The sequence below is a fragment of the Streptomyces sp. 1114.5 genome (genome assembly GCF_003635085.1).
Classification (GTDB): Bacteria; Actinomycetota; Actinomycetes; order Streptomycetales; family Streptomycetaceae; genus Kitasatospora.
In genome coordinates, this window is the sequence record NZ_RBXE01000001.1 from 4,059,140 (window position 1) to 4,074,778 (window position 15,639).

Sequence of the window (15,639 nt, forward strand, 5' to 3'; positions counted from 1 at the left end):
AATGTTCCTCGAACTGGCTTTTGTCCCCACCCTCACGGAGAATCGAACGCTGGGTGCAGGGCGCCCGAGTGCGCCCCGACGGCATCGCCGCAACCGCACCCGAGGTGTAATTTCTCCCAGCCAGAGAGCCCCCTTCATGCGCTTCCTGAACGACCTCAAGCCCTCGTACGACTTGACGTACGACGACGTCTTCATGGTCCCCAGCCGTTCCGCCGTGGGCTCCCGGCAGGGAGTGGACCTCTCCTCGAACGACGGCACCGGCACCACCATCCCGCTGGTCGTGGCCAACATGACCGCCATCGCCGGCCGCCGGATGGCCGAGACCGTCGCCCGCCGCGGCGGCCTGGTCGCCATCCCGCAGGACATCCCCACCGAGGTCATCGCCGAGGTCATCACCTGGGTCAAGCGGCGCCACCTGGTGTACGACACCCCGATCACCCTCGCCCCGGGCGCCACCGTCGCCGAGGCGCTCTCGCTGCTGCCCAAGCGCGCGCACGGCGCCCTCGTCGTGGTGGAGGACGACAAGCCGGTCGGCGTCGTCACCGACTCCGACTGCCAGGGCGTGGACCGCTTCACCAGCCTCGCCGACATCATGTCCCGCGACCTCCTGCTGCTGGACGAGGGCATCGAGCCGCGGGCCGCCTTCGACAAGCTCACCGAGGCGCACCGCAAGCTCGCCCCGGTGGTCGACGCCGACGGCCGCCTGGTCGGCATCCTCACCCGCAAGAGCGCGCTGCGCGCCACCCTGTACACCCCGGCCGTGGACGCGAACGGCAAGCTGCGCATCGCCGCCACCGTCGGCATCAACGGCGACGTCGCGGGCAAGGCCAAGGCCCTGATCGAGGCCGGCGCCGACGTGCTCGTGGTGGACACCGCGCACGGCCACCAGGAGTCCATGATCAGCGCGCTGCGCGCCGTGCGCGGCCTGGACCCGCAGATCCCGATCGTGGCCGGCAACGTGGTCTCCGCCGCCGGTGTCCGCGACCTGGTCGAGGCGGGCGCCGACATCCTCAAGGTCGGCGTCGGCCCCGGCGCCATGTGCACCACCCGGATGATGACCGGCGTCGGCCGCCCGCAGTTCTCCGCCGTCCTGGAGTGCGCCGCCGAGGCGCGCCGGCTCGGCAAGCACGTGTGGGCCGACGGCGGCGTGCGGCACCCGCGCGACGTCGCCATGGCGCTGGCCGCCGGCGCCTCCAACGTGATGATCGGCTCCTGGTTCGCCGGGACCTACGAGTCCCCGGGCGACCTGCAGACCGCCGCCGACGGCCGCCAGTACAAGGAGAGCTTCGGCATGGCCTCGGCCCGCGCCGTGAGCAACCGCACCGCCCAGGACTCCTCGTACGACCGGGCCCGCAAGGCGCTGTTCGAGGAGGGCATCTCGCACTCCCGGATGTTCCTCGACCCGGCCCGCCCGGGCGTCGAGGACCTGATCGACTCGATCATCGCGGGCGTGCGCAGCTCCTGCACCTACGCGGGCGCCAGCAGCCTGGAGGAGTTCCAGGAGAAGGCGATCGTGGGCATCCAGAGCGCGGCCGGCTACGCCGAGGGCAAGCCGCTGCACTCCAGCTGGGCCTGATCACCCGCGTCGGCGGCGCTCGCGTCCGCAGTACCCGTGTCCGCAGCACCCGCGTGAGCGGGGGCCGCGGACGCGGCGCCTGCTTCCGCAGCTCTCGCGTCCGCTCCGGCGGATCCACCGGCCGGCCGGTTCCTCGCCTCGGGGAGCCGGCCGGCCGGCGCCGTGCCGGGGCCGCCGGGGGCGAGGCCCGTCGGGTCACCCGACCAGTGGTCCGTCGGGTGGTCCGACCGACGGCCCGGCCGGTGGCCCGACGGGTGGCGCGGCCCTGAGGTCCCCAGGGGGACCAGCAGCGCGCGGCCGAGCAGCCCGACCGAGCAGTCCAGTGCGGTGGCGAAGGCCTGCGCCGCGCCCGGCAGGTGGCGCAGCTCCCATAGCGCCCGGACAGCAGACCAGGCTCCCTCGCGCGCGGCCTCCACCGACCAGGCGCTGAGCAGGTGGGTGAGCGGCTCCGCGCACTCCAGCAGGTCGAGCCCGGGCATCAGCTGCTCCCGGACGGCCGTCTCCACGGCGGCCAGCACCTCGTTGATCCGGTGGTAGTCCTCCTCCATGTCGGCCGGCGCACAGCCCCGGCGGCGGCAGGTGTCGATGACGGCGAGCGGCAGGTCGTGCTGGATGTGGGCGTTCATCCCGGCCAAGGCGAACTGCAGCGGGTGCACACCCGGGTGGGTGCGCAGCGCGAACAGCGGCTGCCAGCAGGCGGGCGGTTCCTGCCCGGCCGTGTCGGCGGCCACGGCCCGCAGGTACCGCCCGGCGAACACCACGTCCAGCTCGGCCATCGTCGGCGGATCCGTGAAGTACCCGGCGCCGAGCCCGTCGCGCACGGCCTCCGTCACATCGAGGTAGAGCCGGTTGAAGACCGCCACCCCGTCGGCCGGGGGCAGCCCCGCCCCGATCTCCCGCAGCCTGCCGACCACCTCCTCGACCGTGCTCGCCGGTCGGGCCGTCCCGGCCGTCCCGGCCGTCCCGGCCGTGACCGTCCGACCACCCATCGCCGTTCCGGGCATGCGCCACCCTCCGATGTCGATCGTGCACTGATCGCATCATCGTGACAGCGCGGCCCGGAGCCGGGCGGGCGCGGCACGCCGGGCCCGAGTGGGCGGCGGGCCTCAGCCCAGCTCGTACTCCAGGACGTAGGTGTGGGCGCCGGACTCGTCAACGGTCAGGTGGAACTCCCCGGTGATCCCGGCCAGCTCGCCCGCCCCCGTGCCCGGCACCACGCGTACCGTCGTGCCGCTGGTGTCCCAGGCCGCGTGCTGGAGCACGAACGAGCCCTCCCGCCCGTCCAGTTCACCCGTCACGTGCTCCACCGCGACGTACGACGCCGGGCCGCCGCTCGGGCCGGCGACGGACAGCATCCGTACCTCGCTCGTGCCGCTCAGCCCGCCCGTGAACGCCTTGGTGATCCGGACCCGCCCGAAGGCCGCACCGCCCTCCCGCTCCTCCGCCTCCACCGGCTCGAACGCCGTGACCTCGAACGACCCGCTCGCCCTGCTCCCCATGGCACTGTCCCCTTGTCTGCCGTCTGCCGTCTGCCGTCTGCCGTCTGCCGTCAGCCGCCCGTACGGCCGGCACCTCGCCGACCGCGGATGAAGCCTTGCACACGGCACTGACAATCGAGCCCGAGCCGACCGGGGGAGCAGCGCCGCCCGGTCACGGCTCCCAGCGCACCGCCAGCACCGCCGCGTCGTCCGCCAACCCGGAGTCCCCGACCCAGCCGCCGACGTCCGCCAGCACCGCGTCCAGCAGGTCCGCCGGGCTCCCACCGTGCAGTCCCGGCAGCCGCTCCGCCAGCGGGTAGAACCGCCCGCCGGCGTCCCGGGCCTCCGAGACGCCGTCGGTGTGCAGGAGCAGCACGTCGCCCGGCTCCGGCACGAACGCCCGCGCCTGGTACTCGTCGCCGGTCAGCCCGAGCAGCCCCAGCGGCGGCGCGGAGAACGGAGGCTCCAGCTCGCTCACCCGGCCCGCCCGGCGCAGCAGCGGGGGCGGGTGGCCGCAGTTCACCACCCGCACCGGCCCCCGGTCCGGCGCCACGTCGAGCAGCAGCGCGGTGGCGAAGCGGTCCCCGTCCGGGCGAGCGGTGAGCGCCGCGTCCAGGCGCTCCGCGAGCCGCCCGGGATCGGGCTCGGTCCGCGCCGCCTCCCGGAACACCCCGAGCACGTCCGCCGCCGTCTCCACCGCCGGCAGCCCGTGCCCCTGGACGTCGCCGAGCAGGATCCGCACCCCGAACCGGGTGTCGACCACCGCGTACAGGTCCCCGCCGATCCGCGCCTCGGCCGCCGCCGCGACGTAGCGCACCGCCACCCGCAGCGGGCCGACCCGCTCGGGAGGCGGCCGCAGCAGGGCCCGCTGCGCGGCCTCGGACACCGTCCGGACCTGGAACAGTTCCCGCTCGCGGGCCGCCACCAGGACCACGCTGGCGGCGCTGGCCAGGGTGGAGGCCAGCACGGTGACCGGCACGCTGATCCGCACGGAGGCCGGCAGCTGGGTGTTGGCCGACTCCAGCAGCCCGACCGCGAGCAGCGCCGCGGCGCCGACCAGTAGCGGCACCCGGGCCCGCCGGGTGGTCGCCCCGGCGAGGACGGGGGCCACCGCGAGCAGTGGCGACAGGGTGGTCCCCGGGCCGATGGCCAGCGCGGCCACCACGGCCGCGACCAGCAGCAGGAGTGAGCCGTACAGCAGCATCCGGGTCCGTCGGGGCAGGTGCAGCGGCGGCACCCCGTCCGGGCCGTCGGCGGTCACGCGTCCTCCAGTGGTCCGTCGGCTGATCCGACAGGTGTCCGGCAGATGGTCGGAGGCCCCCGGCGGAGCGAGGGCCTCGGTCCACTCTCCTCGCCCGGCCCCGGGTCAGCACCTCGGCCCGCCCCCGCCCCCGGCGCGTCGGCCCGCCCCCGGCCTGGTACCTCGGCCACGGGCCCGCTCGGGGCGCGCACTACGCTGGGCCGGGACATGAGACGTAAGAGCCGCCGCCCCGCCTCCCCCCTCCCGCAGCGCCACGGTGTGGACCCGGTGCACCTGCGGCTGCCGCTCGAAGGCCCCTGGCCGACCGTGCGGGACCACCTGGTGGACCGGCTGCCCGCCGTCCCGGCCGAGCGGATCGACGCGGCGCTGCGCGACCGCGAGATCGTCGGGGAGCAGGGCCCGATCGCCCCGGACGAACCGTTTCGCCCCGGCGCCCACCTGTGGTTCCACCGCGACCTCCCGGACGAGGTGCACGTCCCGTTCGAGCTGGTCGTGCTGCACCGCGACGAGCACCTGGTGGTCGTCGACAAGCCGCACTTCCTGGCCACCACCCCGCGCGGCAAGCACGTCACCGAGACGGCGCTCTCCCGGCTGCGGCACAGTCTCGACCTGCCCGCGCTCAGCCCCGCGCACCGCCTTGACCGGCTCACCGCCGGCCTGGCCATGTTCATCGTCCGCCCCGAGGACCGCGGTGCCTACCAGACGCTGTTCCGCGACCGCCTGGTGCGCAAGGAGTACCAGGCGATCGCGGGTTACGACCCGGAGCTGAGCCTGCCGCGCACCGTGCGCAGCCACATCGTCAAGGAGCGCGGGGTGATCGCCGCGCAGGAGGTCGAGGACGCACCGCCGAACAGCGAGAGCCGGATCGACCTGCTGGAGCGCCGCGACGGCCTCGCCCGTTACCGGCTGCGCCCGCTGAGCGGACGCACCCACCAGCTGCGGCTGCACATGAGCGGCCTCGGACTGCCCATCCTCGGCGACCCGGTGTACCCGGTGGTCCTGCCCGAACCGGCCCCGGACGACTTCCGCCGCCCGCTGCAACTGCTCGCCTCGGTGGTCGAGTTCACCGACCCGCTGACCGGCCGCGAGCGCCGGTTCGAGACCCGCCGCACCCTGGCCGCCTGGACCGACCCGGCCGGCTGGGAGGAAGGGACCGGCACCGGGTCCTAGGACCGTCCGTCGCCCTAGGCCCAAGGTCCGACCGGGGCCCGGTCCCGGTGGCCGATCCGCCGCCCGCCCCGGCGGCGCCATCGTTGCGGCATGAACGCAGCACAGCACACCGTCGCATCGCACCCCACCACGCCGCACCCCGTCGCAGCGCACGCCGCTGCGCCGCACACCGCCCGAGTCGCCCTGGTCACCGGCGCCTCCCGGGGCCTCGGGCTGGCCCTCGCGCACGCTCTCGCCGCCGAGGGCTGGCACCTGGTGATCACTGCCCGGGGCGCGGCCGAACTCGCGGCCGCCGAGGCCGACTTGGCCGCCGTGACCAAGGTCGTCGCCTTGCCCGGCAGCATCGTCGACGACGACCATCGCGCCCGACTCGCCGAGGCCGCCGAGGGCCTGGGCGGGGCGAGTCTGCTGGTGAACAACGCCGGCACGCTCAACGGCGCCGCCGCCCCCGGTTCCGAGCCGCTGCCCCGACTGGCCGACTACCCGCTGCCGGACCTGCTGGAGACCTTCGAGGTCAACGCGCTCGCCCCGATCGCCCTCACCCAGCTCGTCCTGCCCCAACTGCGGGCCCACGCCGGCGCCGTGCTCAACGTCAGCTCCGACGCTGCCGTGGTGCCCTACCTCGGCTGGGGAGGCTACGGCGCCAGCAAGGCCGCGCTCGACCTCGCCACCGCCGTCCTGGCCCGGGAGGAGCCGGAGTTGCGGGTCTGGGCGGTCGACCCGGGCTCGATGCGCACCCGGATGCTCCAGGAGGCCAGCCCGGGCGAGGACATCTCCGGCGAGCCGCTGCCCGAGCAGGTGGCGCCGCTCCTGCTCGGCCTGCTCCGCGACCGCACCCCGTCCGGCCGCTACCGGGCCGAGGACCTGGCAGCCCCGGCCGAGAACCCCACCGCCCCGGCCGAGCAGCAGCCGGCCGTCGCGGCCGCGGACCGGGGTGGCCGGTGACCGCACGCACCGACCTCGGCCTCGACCTCGGTCTCGACCTCGACGTCCCGCCCGAACTCTCCGCCCGCGCACCGGCGGAAGCGCGCGGCGAAGCCCGGGACGGCGTCCGGATGCTGGTCGGCCGCCGCGCCACCGGCGGGGTCGAGCACCGCCGCTTCGCCGAACTGCCCGAAGTGCTGCGCCCGGGGGACCTCCTGGTGGTCAACAACTCGGCCACCCTGCCCGCTGCGCTGCCCGGCTGGCTGCCCGACGGCACGCCCGTCGCGGTGCACCTCTCCTCCGCCCAACCGGACCGGCACGGCGCCCATCTGGTCGAGTTGCGCCGCGTCGTGCCCGGGCAGGCGGCGGCGTACTACCCGCCGGAGGAGTCCCCGGCCCGGGCGGGCCTGCGGGTCACCCTGCCCGCGGGCGGCGCGGCGGAGCTGACCGGGGCCTTCACCTCCCGCCTCTGGCACGCCGAACTAGCCCTGCCGACACCGCTGTTGCCGTACCTGACGCTGCACGGCCGGGCGATCCGGTACGGCTACGTGGACCGGGAGTGGCCGATCGAGGCCTACCAGACGGTCTTCGCGACCGTCCCCGGCAGCAGCGAAATGCCCAGCGCCGCACGCCCCTTCAGTGCAGAGGTGGTGGCCCGGCTGGCCGGCCGGGGGGTGCTCGTCGCGCCGGTCACCCTGCACACCGGGGTGGCCTCGCCGGAAGCGCACGAGGCCCCGTACGCGGAACGCTTCCATGTCCCGGCCGCCACCGCCCGGTTGGCCGGCCATGTCCGGGCCGGGGGCGGCCGGGTGATCGCCGTCGGCACCACCGTGGTCCGCGCCCTGGAATCGGCGGTCGGACCGGACGGCACACTCCAGGAGGCCGACGGCTGGACGGAGTTGGTCATCACCCCCGAGCGTGGCGTGCGCGCCGTCGACGGCCTGCTCACCGGCTGGCACGAGCCCCGCGCGTCCCACCTGCTGATGCTCGCCGCCGTCGCCGGCCGCCCGCTGCTCACCTCCTGCTACCGCGCCGCCGTCCGACAGCGCTACCTCTGGCACGAGTTCGGCGACGTCAACCTCCTCCTGCCGGACTGACTTCTCCGCTCGGGCGGACTCCACCTCTCGGACCGGGTGCCGACCGGGGAGGCGGGTCAGGCCAGCAGGGTGCGGGCGACGTGGTCGGTGTCGAGGTACTCGCGGACGGCGGTGATCCGGCCGTCCTCGACGGTGAAGACGCCCAGGCAATGGTTCTCGTACGGTTCGCCGTTGGCAGCCGTGCCGACGACGGTCCACTCGGCGACCGCCTGCGGGCCGTCGGCGAGGACGTGGGTGAGGGTGATGGCGGGCAGGCCGTCGGCGGCGAACAGGGCGCCGACCTGGCCCAGGAAGTCGCCGAAGATCTCCTGCTTGCCGCGCCAGGTGCGGGAGAGGGCGAGCCTGCCGGGGTAGGTCCAGGTGGCGTTCTCGGCGAACAGGGCGATCGCGGCGTCGAGTTCGCCCGCCGCGAGCAGGGTGACGTAGTCGGTGACGACGGTGCGGGCGTCGGGGTGCTGCACGCTGGGCTCCTCTGGTCCGTCCGGTCGGGGCTGTCCCGCCGTGGCACCAGACAACCGCAGGGGCGGGCCGCCGGGCCAACAACCGTGGCGCCGGTCCGACAACCGTCGGTTGTTCAGGCCGCCGACGAACCGCCCGGGGGCAGCTCCAGCTCGAACCAGACCACCTTGCCGTCCGCGGTCCGGCGGCTGCCCCAGCGGTGCGCGAGCTCGTTGACCAGGTGGATGCCGCGACCGCCCTCGTCCTCAGTGCGGGCGCGGCGGATCCGGGGCGCCGCGGCCTCCTGGTCGGCGACCTCGACGGTGAGCACCCGGTTGCAGAACAGCCGTAGCTGGGTGGGGGATCCGGCGTGCACCAGGGCGTTGGTGATCAGCTCGCTGGTGAGCAGTTCGGCCCAGTCGGCGAGCGTGTCGAGCCCCCAGGCGTTCAGCGTCTCGCGGGTGAAGCGGCGCGAGTGCGCGACCATCGCGTGGTCGCCGGTGAGCGGCAGGGTGGCGATCCGGTCCGCGCCGTGCGGGCGCACCTGCGCCATGATGACGGCGATGTCGTCCTCGCTGGTGCGGCCGGTGAGCCTGGTCAGCACGGCGTCGCAAGTCTGTTCCAGCGAGGCGCGCCGGTCGGCGACGGTACGGCAGAGCAGCCGCAGGCCCTCGTCCAGGTCGCGGCTCCGGCGCTCGACCAGCCCGTCGGTGTAGAGCACCAGGATGCCCTCCTCGGGGAGGGTGAACTCCGCGCTCTCGAAGGGGACTCCGCCGACGCCGAGGGGTGCGCCGGTGGGCAGTTCGACCAGGTGCGCCCGCCCCTCGGTGTCGGCGACCACGGGCGGCAGGTGCCCGGCGGAGGCCGCGGTGCAGCGACGGTCCACCGGGTCGTACACCACGCAGACGCAGGTGGCGAACTGGCCCTCGCCGACGGTCGTGGTGGCCTCGTCGAGCCGGTACAGGACCCGGGCCGGGTCGAGGTCGAGGGTGATCAACGTCCGTGCCGCGGTACGGAGTTGGCCCATGGTTGCGGCGGCGCGGATGCCGTGGCCCATCACGTCCCCGACGATCAGGGCGACCCGCCCGGCGGAGAGCGGGACGACGTCGAACCAGTCGCCGCCGACCTCGCTGACCACGCTGCTCGGCAGGTAGCGGTAGGCGATCTCCAGGCCGAGGGTGCGGTGCACCTCCTGCGGCAGCAGGCTGCGCTGGAGGGTGAGCGCGGTGTCCCGCTCGCGCCGGTAGAGACGGCCGTTGTCGATCGCGAGCGCGGTGCGGGCGGCCAGCTCCTCGGCCAGCGAGCGGTCCGCCGGGCCGAACGGCACCGGGTTGTGGGTACGGACGAACTCGGCGCCGCCCAGCACGTGTCCGCGCGCCACCAGCGGCACCATCAGGTACGAGTGCACCCCGGCATCCAGGCCCGGCTGGACCCGGTCGGGGGAGGCGACGATCCGGCGCAGCTCCTCCTCGGTCACCTCGGACACCAGGATCGAGCGCCGGGTGCGCAGGCTCTGCGCGTACAGCTGGGCGGACTGCGCGGTCTCGCCCACCTGGTCGGCGGCCCCGGTCAGGCTGCCGTCCGGGCCCGCCTCGCCGACCGCCACCGCCCGCATCAGCACCCTGCCCTCCGCGGGGACTGGCCCGGGCTCCTCGCCGCTGAGCACCGCGTCACGCAGGTCCACGGTGACGAAGTCGGCGAAGCGCGGGAGCACCACCTCCACCAACTCCTGGGCGGTGCGGTGCAGATCGAGCGTGGTGCCGATCCGGTTGCTGGCCTCGTTGAGCAGCGACAGCCGCTGCTGGGCGGCCCAGGCCTCGTCCAGCGCCCGCTGCCGGGCGGCGGCCGCGTCGCGCTCGCGGCCGAACAGCAGCGCATTGTCGATCGAGACGGCGGCCCGCACCGCCAACTCCCCGGCCAGTGCGAGGTCGTCGTCCTCGTACGGGCGCTCCACGAGGGTGCGGTAGAAGCCCGCGACACCGACCGGCGTACCGCGCGCGATCAGCGGGACGACCATGAACGAGCGCACGTTCTGCTCCCGTACGGCGGCGGTGCGCACCGGATCGTCGGCGAACCAGGCCATCCCGTGCTCGTCCATCCGCGGCACCAGCACCGGCTTGCGGTGTGCCAGGCTCCACGCGTACGGCGAACCGGGCTGGAAGCGGTGCACGTTGCCGGTGCGGGCGATCGGCTGCATGGTCGAGCCGTGCACCGAGTGGAAGGCCATCCGCCGCAGCAGCGCCGAGCCGTCCGCCGGCGCCCGGGCCTCGCGTTCGCCGCGGACCAGCTCCTCCAGCACCTCCACCACCACCGTGTCGGCCAGCCGGGGCGTCGCCACCTCGGCCAACTCCTGGGCGGTCTGGGCGAGATCGAGCGTGGTGCCGATCCGGGTGGAGGCCACGTTGACCAGCGCCAGGCGCTCCTGCGCGGCCTTCGCCTCGCGCAGCGCCTGCTGGCGGGCCAGCACGGTCTGGTGTTGACGCAGGTACAGCCGGGCGTTGTCGATCGCGACGGCGGCCCGTGAGGCCAGCTCGTCGCCGAGGGTGATGTCGGCCTCGGCGAAGGACTCGCGCTCGCCGCGCCGCGAGTACACCACCATGCCGAGCGTGGTGCCGCGCGCCACCAGCGGGGTGATCCGCACCGAGCGCGGGCGGTCACCGAGGAAGGCCTGCCGGCGGCTCTCGTTGATGCCCTCGCTCAGCGCCGGCAGTTCCCAGGACGGCACCACCACCGTCCGCCCGGTGATCAGCGCGCGGGCGTACGAGGAGTCGGGCGGCAGCTCGTAGACGGTGTCCACCGGCAGCGCCTCGGACGGGTAGAGCGGATCGGCGGTGGCCAGCGCCAGGCGGCGCACCAGCTGCGGGGCGTCCGGCGCGGGCGGCTCGACGTTGCGGCCCGCCACCAGCGCCTCCAGTGCGAACACCCCGCTGATGTCGGCCAGCTTGGGCACCATGGCGTCGGCCAGCTCGCGCGCGGTCTGCCGCAGGTCGAGGGTGGTGCCGATGGAGGCGGTCGCGTCGACGAGCAGGGCCAGCCGTTCCTGGGCGCGGGCCGCACGGGCGTCGGCGCGGAAGCGCTCGGTGATGTCGATGACCGTCGCGCTCACCCCGAGCACCCGCCCGCTGCGGTCCTCCAGCCGGAAGTACGAGGCCGACCAGGCGTGGTCGTGCTGCGGATCGCCCGGGGTGCGGCCGTGCGAGCGGGTGTCCAGCACGGGCTCGCCGCTCTCCAGCACCTCGCGCATCACCGCCTCGGACTCGGCGCCGTTGAGCCCGGGCAGCACCTCGGTGAGCCGGTGGCCCAGGTGCTGCTCGGCGGTCAGGCCGTTCGCCCGGGCCAGCGCCTCGTTCAGCCGGACGAAGCGCAACTCGGTGTCGTACACCGCCATGCCGACCGGGGACTGGGTGAAGAAGCCGTCCAGGACGGCCAGGTCCGCCTGGATCCGGCGCAGCGTCGTCACCTCGGAGGCGACGGCCAGCACCAGCGGCTCACCGCCGGGCCCGCGGATCGGGTGGGTGCGGAACTCCAGGTTGACCAGGTGCCCGTCGCGGTGGCGCACCGGGAAGACGCCGCTCCAGGGCCGGCCCTCCAGGATCTGCCGGAACAGCTCCAGCACCTCGGGCCGCTCGTCGTCGGAGGTCAGCAGCTGGGCGGCCGTCGCCCCCACCGCCTCTTCCACACGGTGACCGAGCAGTGCCTCCGCGTCGCCGCTCCAGTGCAGGATGCGCCCGTCGGCCGCGATCAGCGCCGTGGCGATCGGCACCATCTGCAGGGCGTCCTGCCGCGGCTCCTCCGCGCGCTGCGCGTTGTCGTCCACCATGGCCAGAGAACCGTCCCAGAGGCGTCCGGAGATCGTTCCCACCAGCCCTGCCATCTTCGCACGCGGCCCCGGGCGGCCGCTCACCCTGGCAGTCCGCGCACCGGGGCAGCAGGCGCTCACCGGGGTAGGTCGCGCACCGCCAAAGCAGCAGGTCACCATGGCAGCAGGCGCTCCAGGCAGAAGGGGGCCCGGCTGCCGGGTTCGACCTTCAGCGACTGCACCCGGTACCACCCGGGCGGTACCTCGACGGTCAGAGCGGCCTGACGAACACCCGCTCCTCGGCCAGCCAGCCGACCGGCAGCGGCTCCCCGCCCAGCACCAGGAGGTCGCCGTGCCCGGGCTCCGGGAGGGCGGCCGCGTAGTCGGCGGCGGCCTCCAGCAGATCCTCCCGGCACCCCTCCCACCCCTCGACGGCCACCTCGGGGCACAGGCCGCCCTGCCTCAGCCCGCCGTCGTCGCCGCGAAGTCCTTCTGCAGCCGGCGCAGCAGCGCCGTCCCGTCCGGATCGACCGACCGGCGGGTGTTGGCCAGCACCACCACCCCCACCTGCGTCTCCGGGTCGAAGGCCACGAACGAGCGGAAGCCGCCCGTGCCGCCGTTGTGCCAGATCTGCAGGTGGCCGCCCTGCTGGGTGTGCAGCCGATGGCCGAGCCAGCCCAGGTGGACCCAGGCGAAGGGATTGACCCGGTGCCTGGTCTCCCGGGTGAGCGTGATCGCGGGCGCCAGCGGCGCGTCCGGCTCGCGCCCGGCGGCCAGCTGGGCCCGCAGGAGTATCGCGAGGTCGGCGGCGGTCGAGCGGAGCGCGCCCATGCCGGGTATGGCCGCCATCTCCCAGTACGGCACCGGCCGCCCGCCCGTCGTGTGCCCGTGCGCCAGCCGCCCGGACTGCTCCGCGTCCGACCGCACGTGGGTGTCCGTCAGCCCCAGCGGCTCGCAGACCTCCCGGGCCACCAGTTCCTCGTACCCGGTGCCGCTGCGGTGCGCGAGGGCCAGGCCGAGCAGCCCGGCGCCGAGGTTGGAGTAGCGGAAGCCGCGCCCGGGCGCGGTCCGCAGCCTCGTCCGGGTGAGCCCGTCCAGCACGTACTCGGCCGTGCAACGAGCGTACGGATCCCGGTCGTTGGGCCTGAGCAGCGCCTTCACCAGCATGCCCCGGGGCAGCCGGGGGAGCCCGGAGGTGTGCGTGGCCAGGTGCCGCAGCGTGATCGGCTCCCGGCCCCGGCCCGGAACGGCGGCCCGGCCCTCGCGGACTCCGCCACGCACCCCCTCGCGGACTCCGTCGCGCACCCCGGCGAGCACCTCGGCCAGCGGCTCGTCGAGCCGCACCGTGCCGTCGAGCGCCAGCCGCGCCAGCACCAGCGAGGTGAACACCTTGGTGACGGAGCCGATTTCGAACAGCGTGTCCGGCCCGGGCAGGCCGCCGCCCGGCCCGGTCCGTCCGACGCCGCGGATCTCCGTGGCACCGCCGGCCAGCCCGGCGACCACCGCGCCGACGTGCCGGCCCGCGAGCCGGTCAGCCGTCTCCTGCACGACGCACGCGAGTTCGTTCATGACCATGAGACTAGGCGGCCCCACCTGCCGAATCGTCAGCCGGGACAATGAATCTCGGCTGCCTCCGATGCTCCTCCAGGAGTACGCCCCGCTGCGCCCGGCGCGGTAGGCCCGGAATGTCACCTGCTACGCACGGCCGCCGGAACGCGTTCACCGTTCCAGCGCCGCCCGCAGTCGGGCCGCGACCTCCGCGGCGCCCGCCTCGTCCGGGTACTTCCCCCGCGGCCAGAAGAACCCGCGAAGCCCGTCCTTGGGATTGCGCGGCACCACGTGGACGTGCAGGTGCGGCACCGACTGGCTGATCCGGTTGTTCGCCGCCACGAAGCTGCCCGCCGCACCCATCCCGCGCTCGACGGCCGCCGCCACCTGCTGCACCCGCAGGAAGAACGGTCCCACCAGCTCGGCGGGCAGGTCCGCGAGCGTCCGGTGGTGGACGCGGGGGACGACCAGGACGTGCCCGGGGAACAGCGGCCGGCGGTCCAGGAAGGCGACCGCGGCCTCGTCCTCCAGCACCAGGTGCGCGGGCTCCTCGCCCGCCACCACCGCACAGAAGACGCAGTCCATCCGTCCATTCAAGCCACCGGCGGCCGCCCCGGCACCCCGGCAAACCCCCGTGGGCCCGGCTTCACCCGTCCGGCCGCCGACCGGGTGCGGCCGACCGGCCGGCGGGCGCACGGTGCTGCAGGGGGCCGACCAGCGGCGCGTCACGCGCCGCACGAGGAGGTGGCCCGGATGTCGGGCAAGTTCGAGGTCTAGGAGGACGCCGGTGGCAAGTACCGGTTCCGGCTCAAGGCGGGCAACGGCGAGATCGTCGCCACCGGCCAGGGCTACGTCAGCAAGGAGGCCGCCCACAAGGGCGTCGACGCCGTCCAGCGGGCCGCCGACGGCGCATCCGTGGTGGACCTCCCCAAGGCCGCCTGAGCGCACAGGGCCGGCCGGCGGGCGACCCGGCCCGCCGACCCGGCCCCGCACGGGCCCACCAGCCGACCCCGCACCGGCACGCTGCCGCGCCGCCGGCTCACTCGTACCGGTACAGCAGTGCCTCCCGCTCGTTCTGCTCGATCATCTCGATGGTCAGCGACTCGTCCCGCAGGTGCGAGAGCGTGACCTCCGCCGAACTCGGCTGCGCGTCCTTGGCGAGCCAGTTCTCCGGCTTCCAGGCCGACCCGCGCATGAGCGACTTCGGGCAGTGCGCGTACACCTCCTCGACCCCGACCACGATCGCGCTGCGCGGCGGCTTGCCGACGGCGGTCAGCTGCCGCAGCAGCTCCGGGTCGGTGGAGACGCAGGCCCGCCCGTTGACCCGCAGCGTGGTGTCCCGGCCCGGGACGACGAAGAGCAGCCCGATCCGGCCGTTCTCCAGGATGTTGTGCAGGGTGTCCAGGCGCTTGTTGCCGGTGGCGTCCGGAAGGGCCAGGGTGTGGTCGTCGAGCACCGAGACCAGCCCGGCCGGCCCGCCGCGCGGCGAGACGTCGCAGCGGCCGGCGGCGTCGGTGCTGGCGACGAACACCAGGGAGGCGCAGGCGATCAGGCGCTTCGCGACCTCGTGCAGGTGGTCGACCTGCTTGCGGCGCGCGTGGTCGCCGGGCTGCTCGTAGACCTCGCGCAGTTGGGCGGGGTCGGTGAGGGCCCCTGCGCTGAGAGCGGCGAACAGGCTGCCCGGCCGGTCCGGACCCAGGCTTGACGGGACGACAGCTTCCGGTGTGGTGGTCATACCGGGAATCTAACCGAGCCCCCTCGGCGCACCCCGGCCGGTGAGGCCTCCCGGAGGCCGAGGGTGGCGTCGAAGCCACCGCCGGGACCCCTCGCCGAATCCTGGCTCCACCCCTCGCCACCAGCGGTTTTCCGCTGATAATGGGGCCAGGGACTCCAGCCGCGCGGAGGTGGTGGTCGTGATCGTGAGAATCTGGGCCGGGCAGGTCCTGGCGGGCCGCATCGAGGAGTTCTGCGCGCACCTGACCACCCAGGTGATCCCGCAGCTGGGGCAGACGGACGGCTGCCTCGGCGGCGAGCTGTTGCGCTCGGTGACGGAGGACGGACGCCGCGTACTGGTGGTGAGCCGCTGGCGCGACGAGGCGGCCCTGCGCGGCTACGCCGGGCCGATGTGGCGGATCCGGCCGGTCTGGTCGGAGGGCGAGCTGAGCTACCTCGCCCACCCTCCGGAGGTCACCCACTTCCTGCAGATCGCCACCCCCGCGACGCTCTGAGCATCGTCCGCGCCGCGCATCGTCCGCGCCGCGCATCGTCCGCGCCGCGCAACGTCCGCGCGCCGCGACCCTTCTCGCGCCGTGCTGTGTCGAGCGCCGCGCACCCGTCTCGCGCCGTGC

The 15,639-nt window shown here is 74.7% G+C and carries 14 protein-coding genes and 1 pseudogene; 6 read left to right on the top strand and 9 right to left on the bottom strand.

The window, feature by feature from the left end; genetic code table 11:
• Positions 1 to 136 precede the first annotated feature (136 nt).
• Positions 137 to 1,576, top strand: a complete 1,440-nt coding sequence (locus BX285_RS18185) for a GuaB1 family IMP dehydrogenase-related protein (RefSeq protein ID WP_097238941.1) — start codon at positions 137 to 139, stop codon at positions 1,574 to 1,576.
• Here BX285_RS18185 and BX285_RS18190 read toward each other — a convergent pair.
• The 3 genes from BX285_RS18190 to BX285_RS18200 all read right to left on the bottom strand — a co-directional run bounded on the left by BX285_RS18190 (position 1,537) and on the right by BX285_RS18200 (position 4,315).
• Positions 1,537 to 2,580 (bottom strand): DUF5995 family protein, encoded by a 1,044-nt coding sequence (locus BX285_RS18190; RefSeq protein ID WP_310794220.1) that lies wholly within the window; start codon positions 2,578 to 2,580, stop codon positions 1,537 to 1,539. The two genes, BX285_RS18185 and BX285_RS18190, sit on opposite strands and share 40 nt — an antisense overlap.
• A 102-nt stretch (positions 2,581 to 2,682) precedes the next feature.
• On the bottom strand, positions 2,683 to 3,075 hold the full coding sequence (locus tag BX285_RS18195; protein ID WP_097238942.1) for a DUF3224 domain-containing protein: 393 nt from the start codon (positions 3,073 to 3,075) through the stop codon (positions 2,683 to 2,685).
• A 151-nt stretch (positions 3,076 to 3,226) separates the two neighbouring features.
• Entirely contained in the window at positions 3,227 to 4,315 is a 1,089-nt protein-coding gene (locus tag BX285_RS18200) for a PP2C family protein-serine/threonine phosphatase (protein ID WP_259470570.1), read from the bottom strand.
• Between the two features lie 207 nt (positions 4,316 to 4,522).
• On the opposite strand from BX285_RS18200, the gene BX285_RS18205 reads away from it, so the two are divergent.
• From BX285_RS18205 to BX285_RS18215, 3 genes are all read left to right on the top strand, one after another.
• On the top strand, positions 4,523 to 5,485 hold the full coding sequence (locus tag BX285_RS18205) for a pseudouridine synthase (protein WP_097238943.1): 963 nt from the start codon (positions 4,523 to 4,525) through the stop codon (positions 5,483 to 5,485).
• A 90-nt stretch (positions 5,486 to 5,575) separates the two neighbouring features.
• Positions 5,576 to 6,430: an SDR family oxidoreductase gene (locus tag BX285_RS18210; protein ID WP_121175705.1), complete on the top strand. Its 855-nt coding sequence runs from the start codon at positions 5,576 to 5,578 to the stop codon at positions 6,428 to 6,430.
• Positions 6,427 to 7,506 (top strand): S-adenosylmethionine:tRNA ribosyltransferase-isomerase, encoded by a 1,080-nt coding sequence (locus BX285_RS18215; protein WP_121175706.1) that lies wholly within the window; start codon positions 6,427 to 6,429, stop codon positions 7,504 to 7,506. Before BX285_RS18210 ends, BX285_RS18215 begins: the two co-directional genes overlap by 4 nt.
• Positions 7,507 to 7,562: 56 nt before the next feature.
• Here BX285_RS18215 and BX285_RS18220 read toward each other — a convergent pair whose 3' ends face one another.
• From BX285_RS18220 to BX285_RS18235, 5 genes are all read right to left on the bottom strand, one after another.
• Complete coding sequence (locus BX285_RS18220) at positions 7,563 to 7,967, bottom strand: nuclear transport factor 2 family protein (protein ID WP_121175708.1); 405 nt, start codon at positions 7,965 to 7,967, stop codon at positions 7,563 to 7,565.
• Between the two features lie 113 nt (positions 7,968 to 8,080).
• A complete protein-coding gene (locus BX285_RS18225) occupies positions 8,081 to 11,806 on the bottom strand; it encodes a SpoIIE family protein phosphatase (protein WP_183107096.1) in 3,726 nt (1,241 codons plus the stop codon).
• Positions 11,807 to 12,014: 208 nt separating this feature from the next.
• Positions 12,015 to 12,182, bottom strand: a complete 168-nt coding sequence (locus tag BX285_RS37375) for a hypothetical protein (RefSeq protein WP_179852944.1) — start codon at positions 12,180 to 12,182, stop codon at positions 12,015 to 12,017.
• Positions 12,183 to 12,205: 23 nt separating this feature from the next.
• A complete protein-coding gene (locus BX285_RS18230) occupies positions 12,206 to 13,312 on the bottom strand; it encodes a serine hydrolase (protein ID WP_179852945.1) in 1,107 nt (368 codons plus the stop codon).
• A 150-nt stretch (positions 13,313 to 13,462) separates the two neighbouring features.
• Entirely contained in the window at positions 13,463 to 13,876 is a 414-nt protein-coding gene (locus tag BX285_RS18235) for an HIT family protein (protein WP_097238949.1), read from the bottom strand.
• A gap of 207 nt (positions 13,877 to 14,083) precedes the next feature.
• Between BX285_RS18235 and BX285_RS39500 the strand changes: the two are divergent.
• A pseudogene (locus tag BX285_RS39500) lies at positions 14,084 to 14,233 on the top strand (YegP family protein); the annotation flags it as partial.
• Between the two features lie 97 nt (positions 14,234 to 14,330).
• Here the strand turns inward: BX285_RS39500 and BX285_RS18245 are convergent.
• A complete protein-coding gene (locus BX285_RS18245) occupies positions 14,331 to 15,026 on the bottom strand; it encodes an MSMEG_1061 family FMN-dependent PPOX-type flavoprotein (protein ID WP_097238950.1) in 696 nt (231 codons plus the stop codon).
• A 178-nt stretch (positions 15,027 to 15,204) separates the two neighbouring features.
• Here BX285_RS18245 and BX285_RS18250 point away from each other — a divergent pair, with 178 nt between their 5' ends.
• A complete protein-coding gene (locus BX285_RS18250) occupies positions 15,205 to 15,519 on the top strand; it encodes an antibiotic biosynthesis monooxygenase (RefSeq protein ID WP_179852946.1) in 315 nt (104 codons plus the stop codon).
• Positions 15,520 to 15,639: the final 120 nt, after the last annotated feature.

Excerpts from the sequence above, each read along its gene's own strand:
- BX285_RS18235 (WP_097238949.1), bottom strand. The coding sequence starts at position 13,876 with ATGGACTGCGTCTTCTGTGCGGTGGTGGCGGGCGAGGAGCCCGCGCAC.
- BX285_RS18195 (WP_097238942.1), bottom strand. The coding sequence starts at position 3,075 with ATGGGGAGCAGGGCGAGCGGGTCGTTCGAGGTCACGGCGTTCGAGCCG.
- BX285_RS18245 (WP_097238950.1), bottom strand. The coding sequence starts at position 15,026 with ATGACCACCACACCGGAAGCTGTCGTCCCGTCAAGCCTGGGTCCGGAC.
- BX285_RS18230 (WP_179852945.1), bottom strand. The coding sequence starts at position 13,312 with ATGAACGAACTCGCGTGCGTCGTGCAGGAGACGGCTGACCGGCTCGCG.
- BX285_RS18210 (WP_121175705.1), top strand. The coding sequence starts at position 5,576 with ATGAACGCAGCACAGCACACCGTCGCATCGCACCCCACCACGCCGCAC.
- BX285_RS18185 (WP_097238941.1), top strand. The coding sequence starts at position 137 with ATGCGCTTCCTGAACGACCTCAAGCCCTCGTACGACTTGACGTACGAC.
- BX285_RS18205 (WP_097238943.1), top strand. The coding sequence starts at position 4,523 with ATGAGACGTAAGAGCCGCCGCCCCGCCTCCCCCCTCCCGCAGCGCCAC.
- BX285_RS18190 (WP_310794220.1), bottom strand. The coding sequence starts at position 2,580 with ATGCCCGGAACGGCGATGGGTGGTCGGACGGTCACGGCCGGGACGGCC.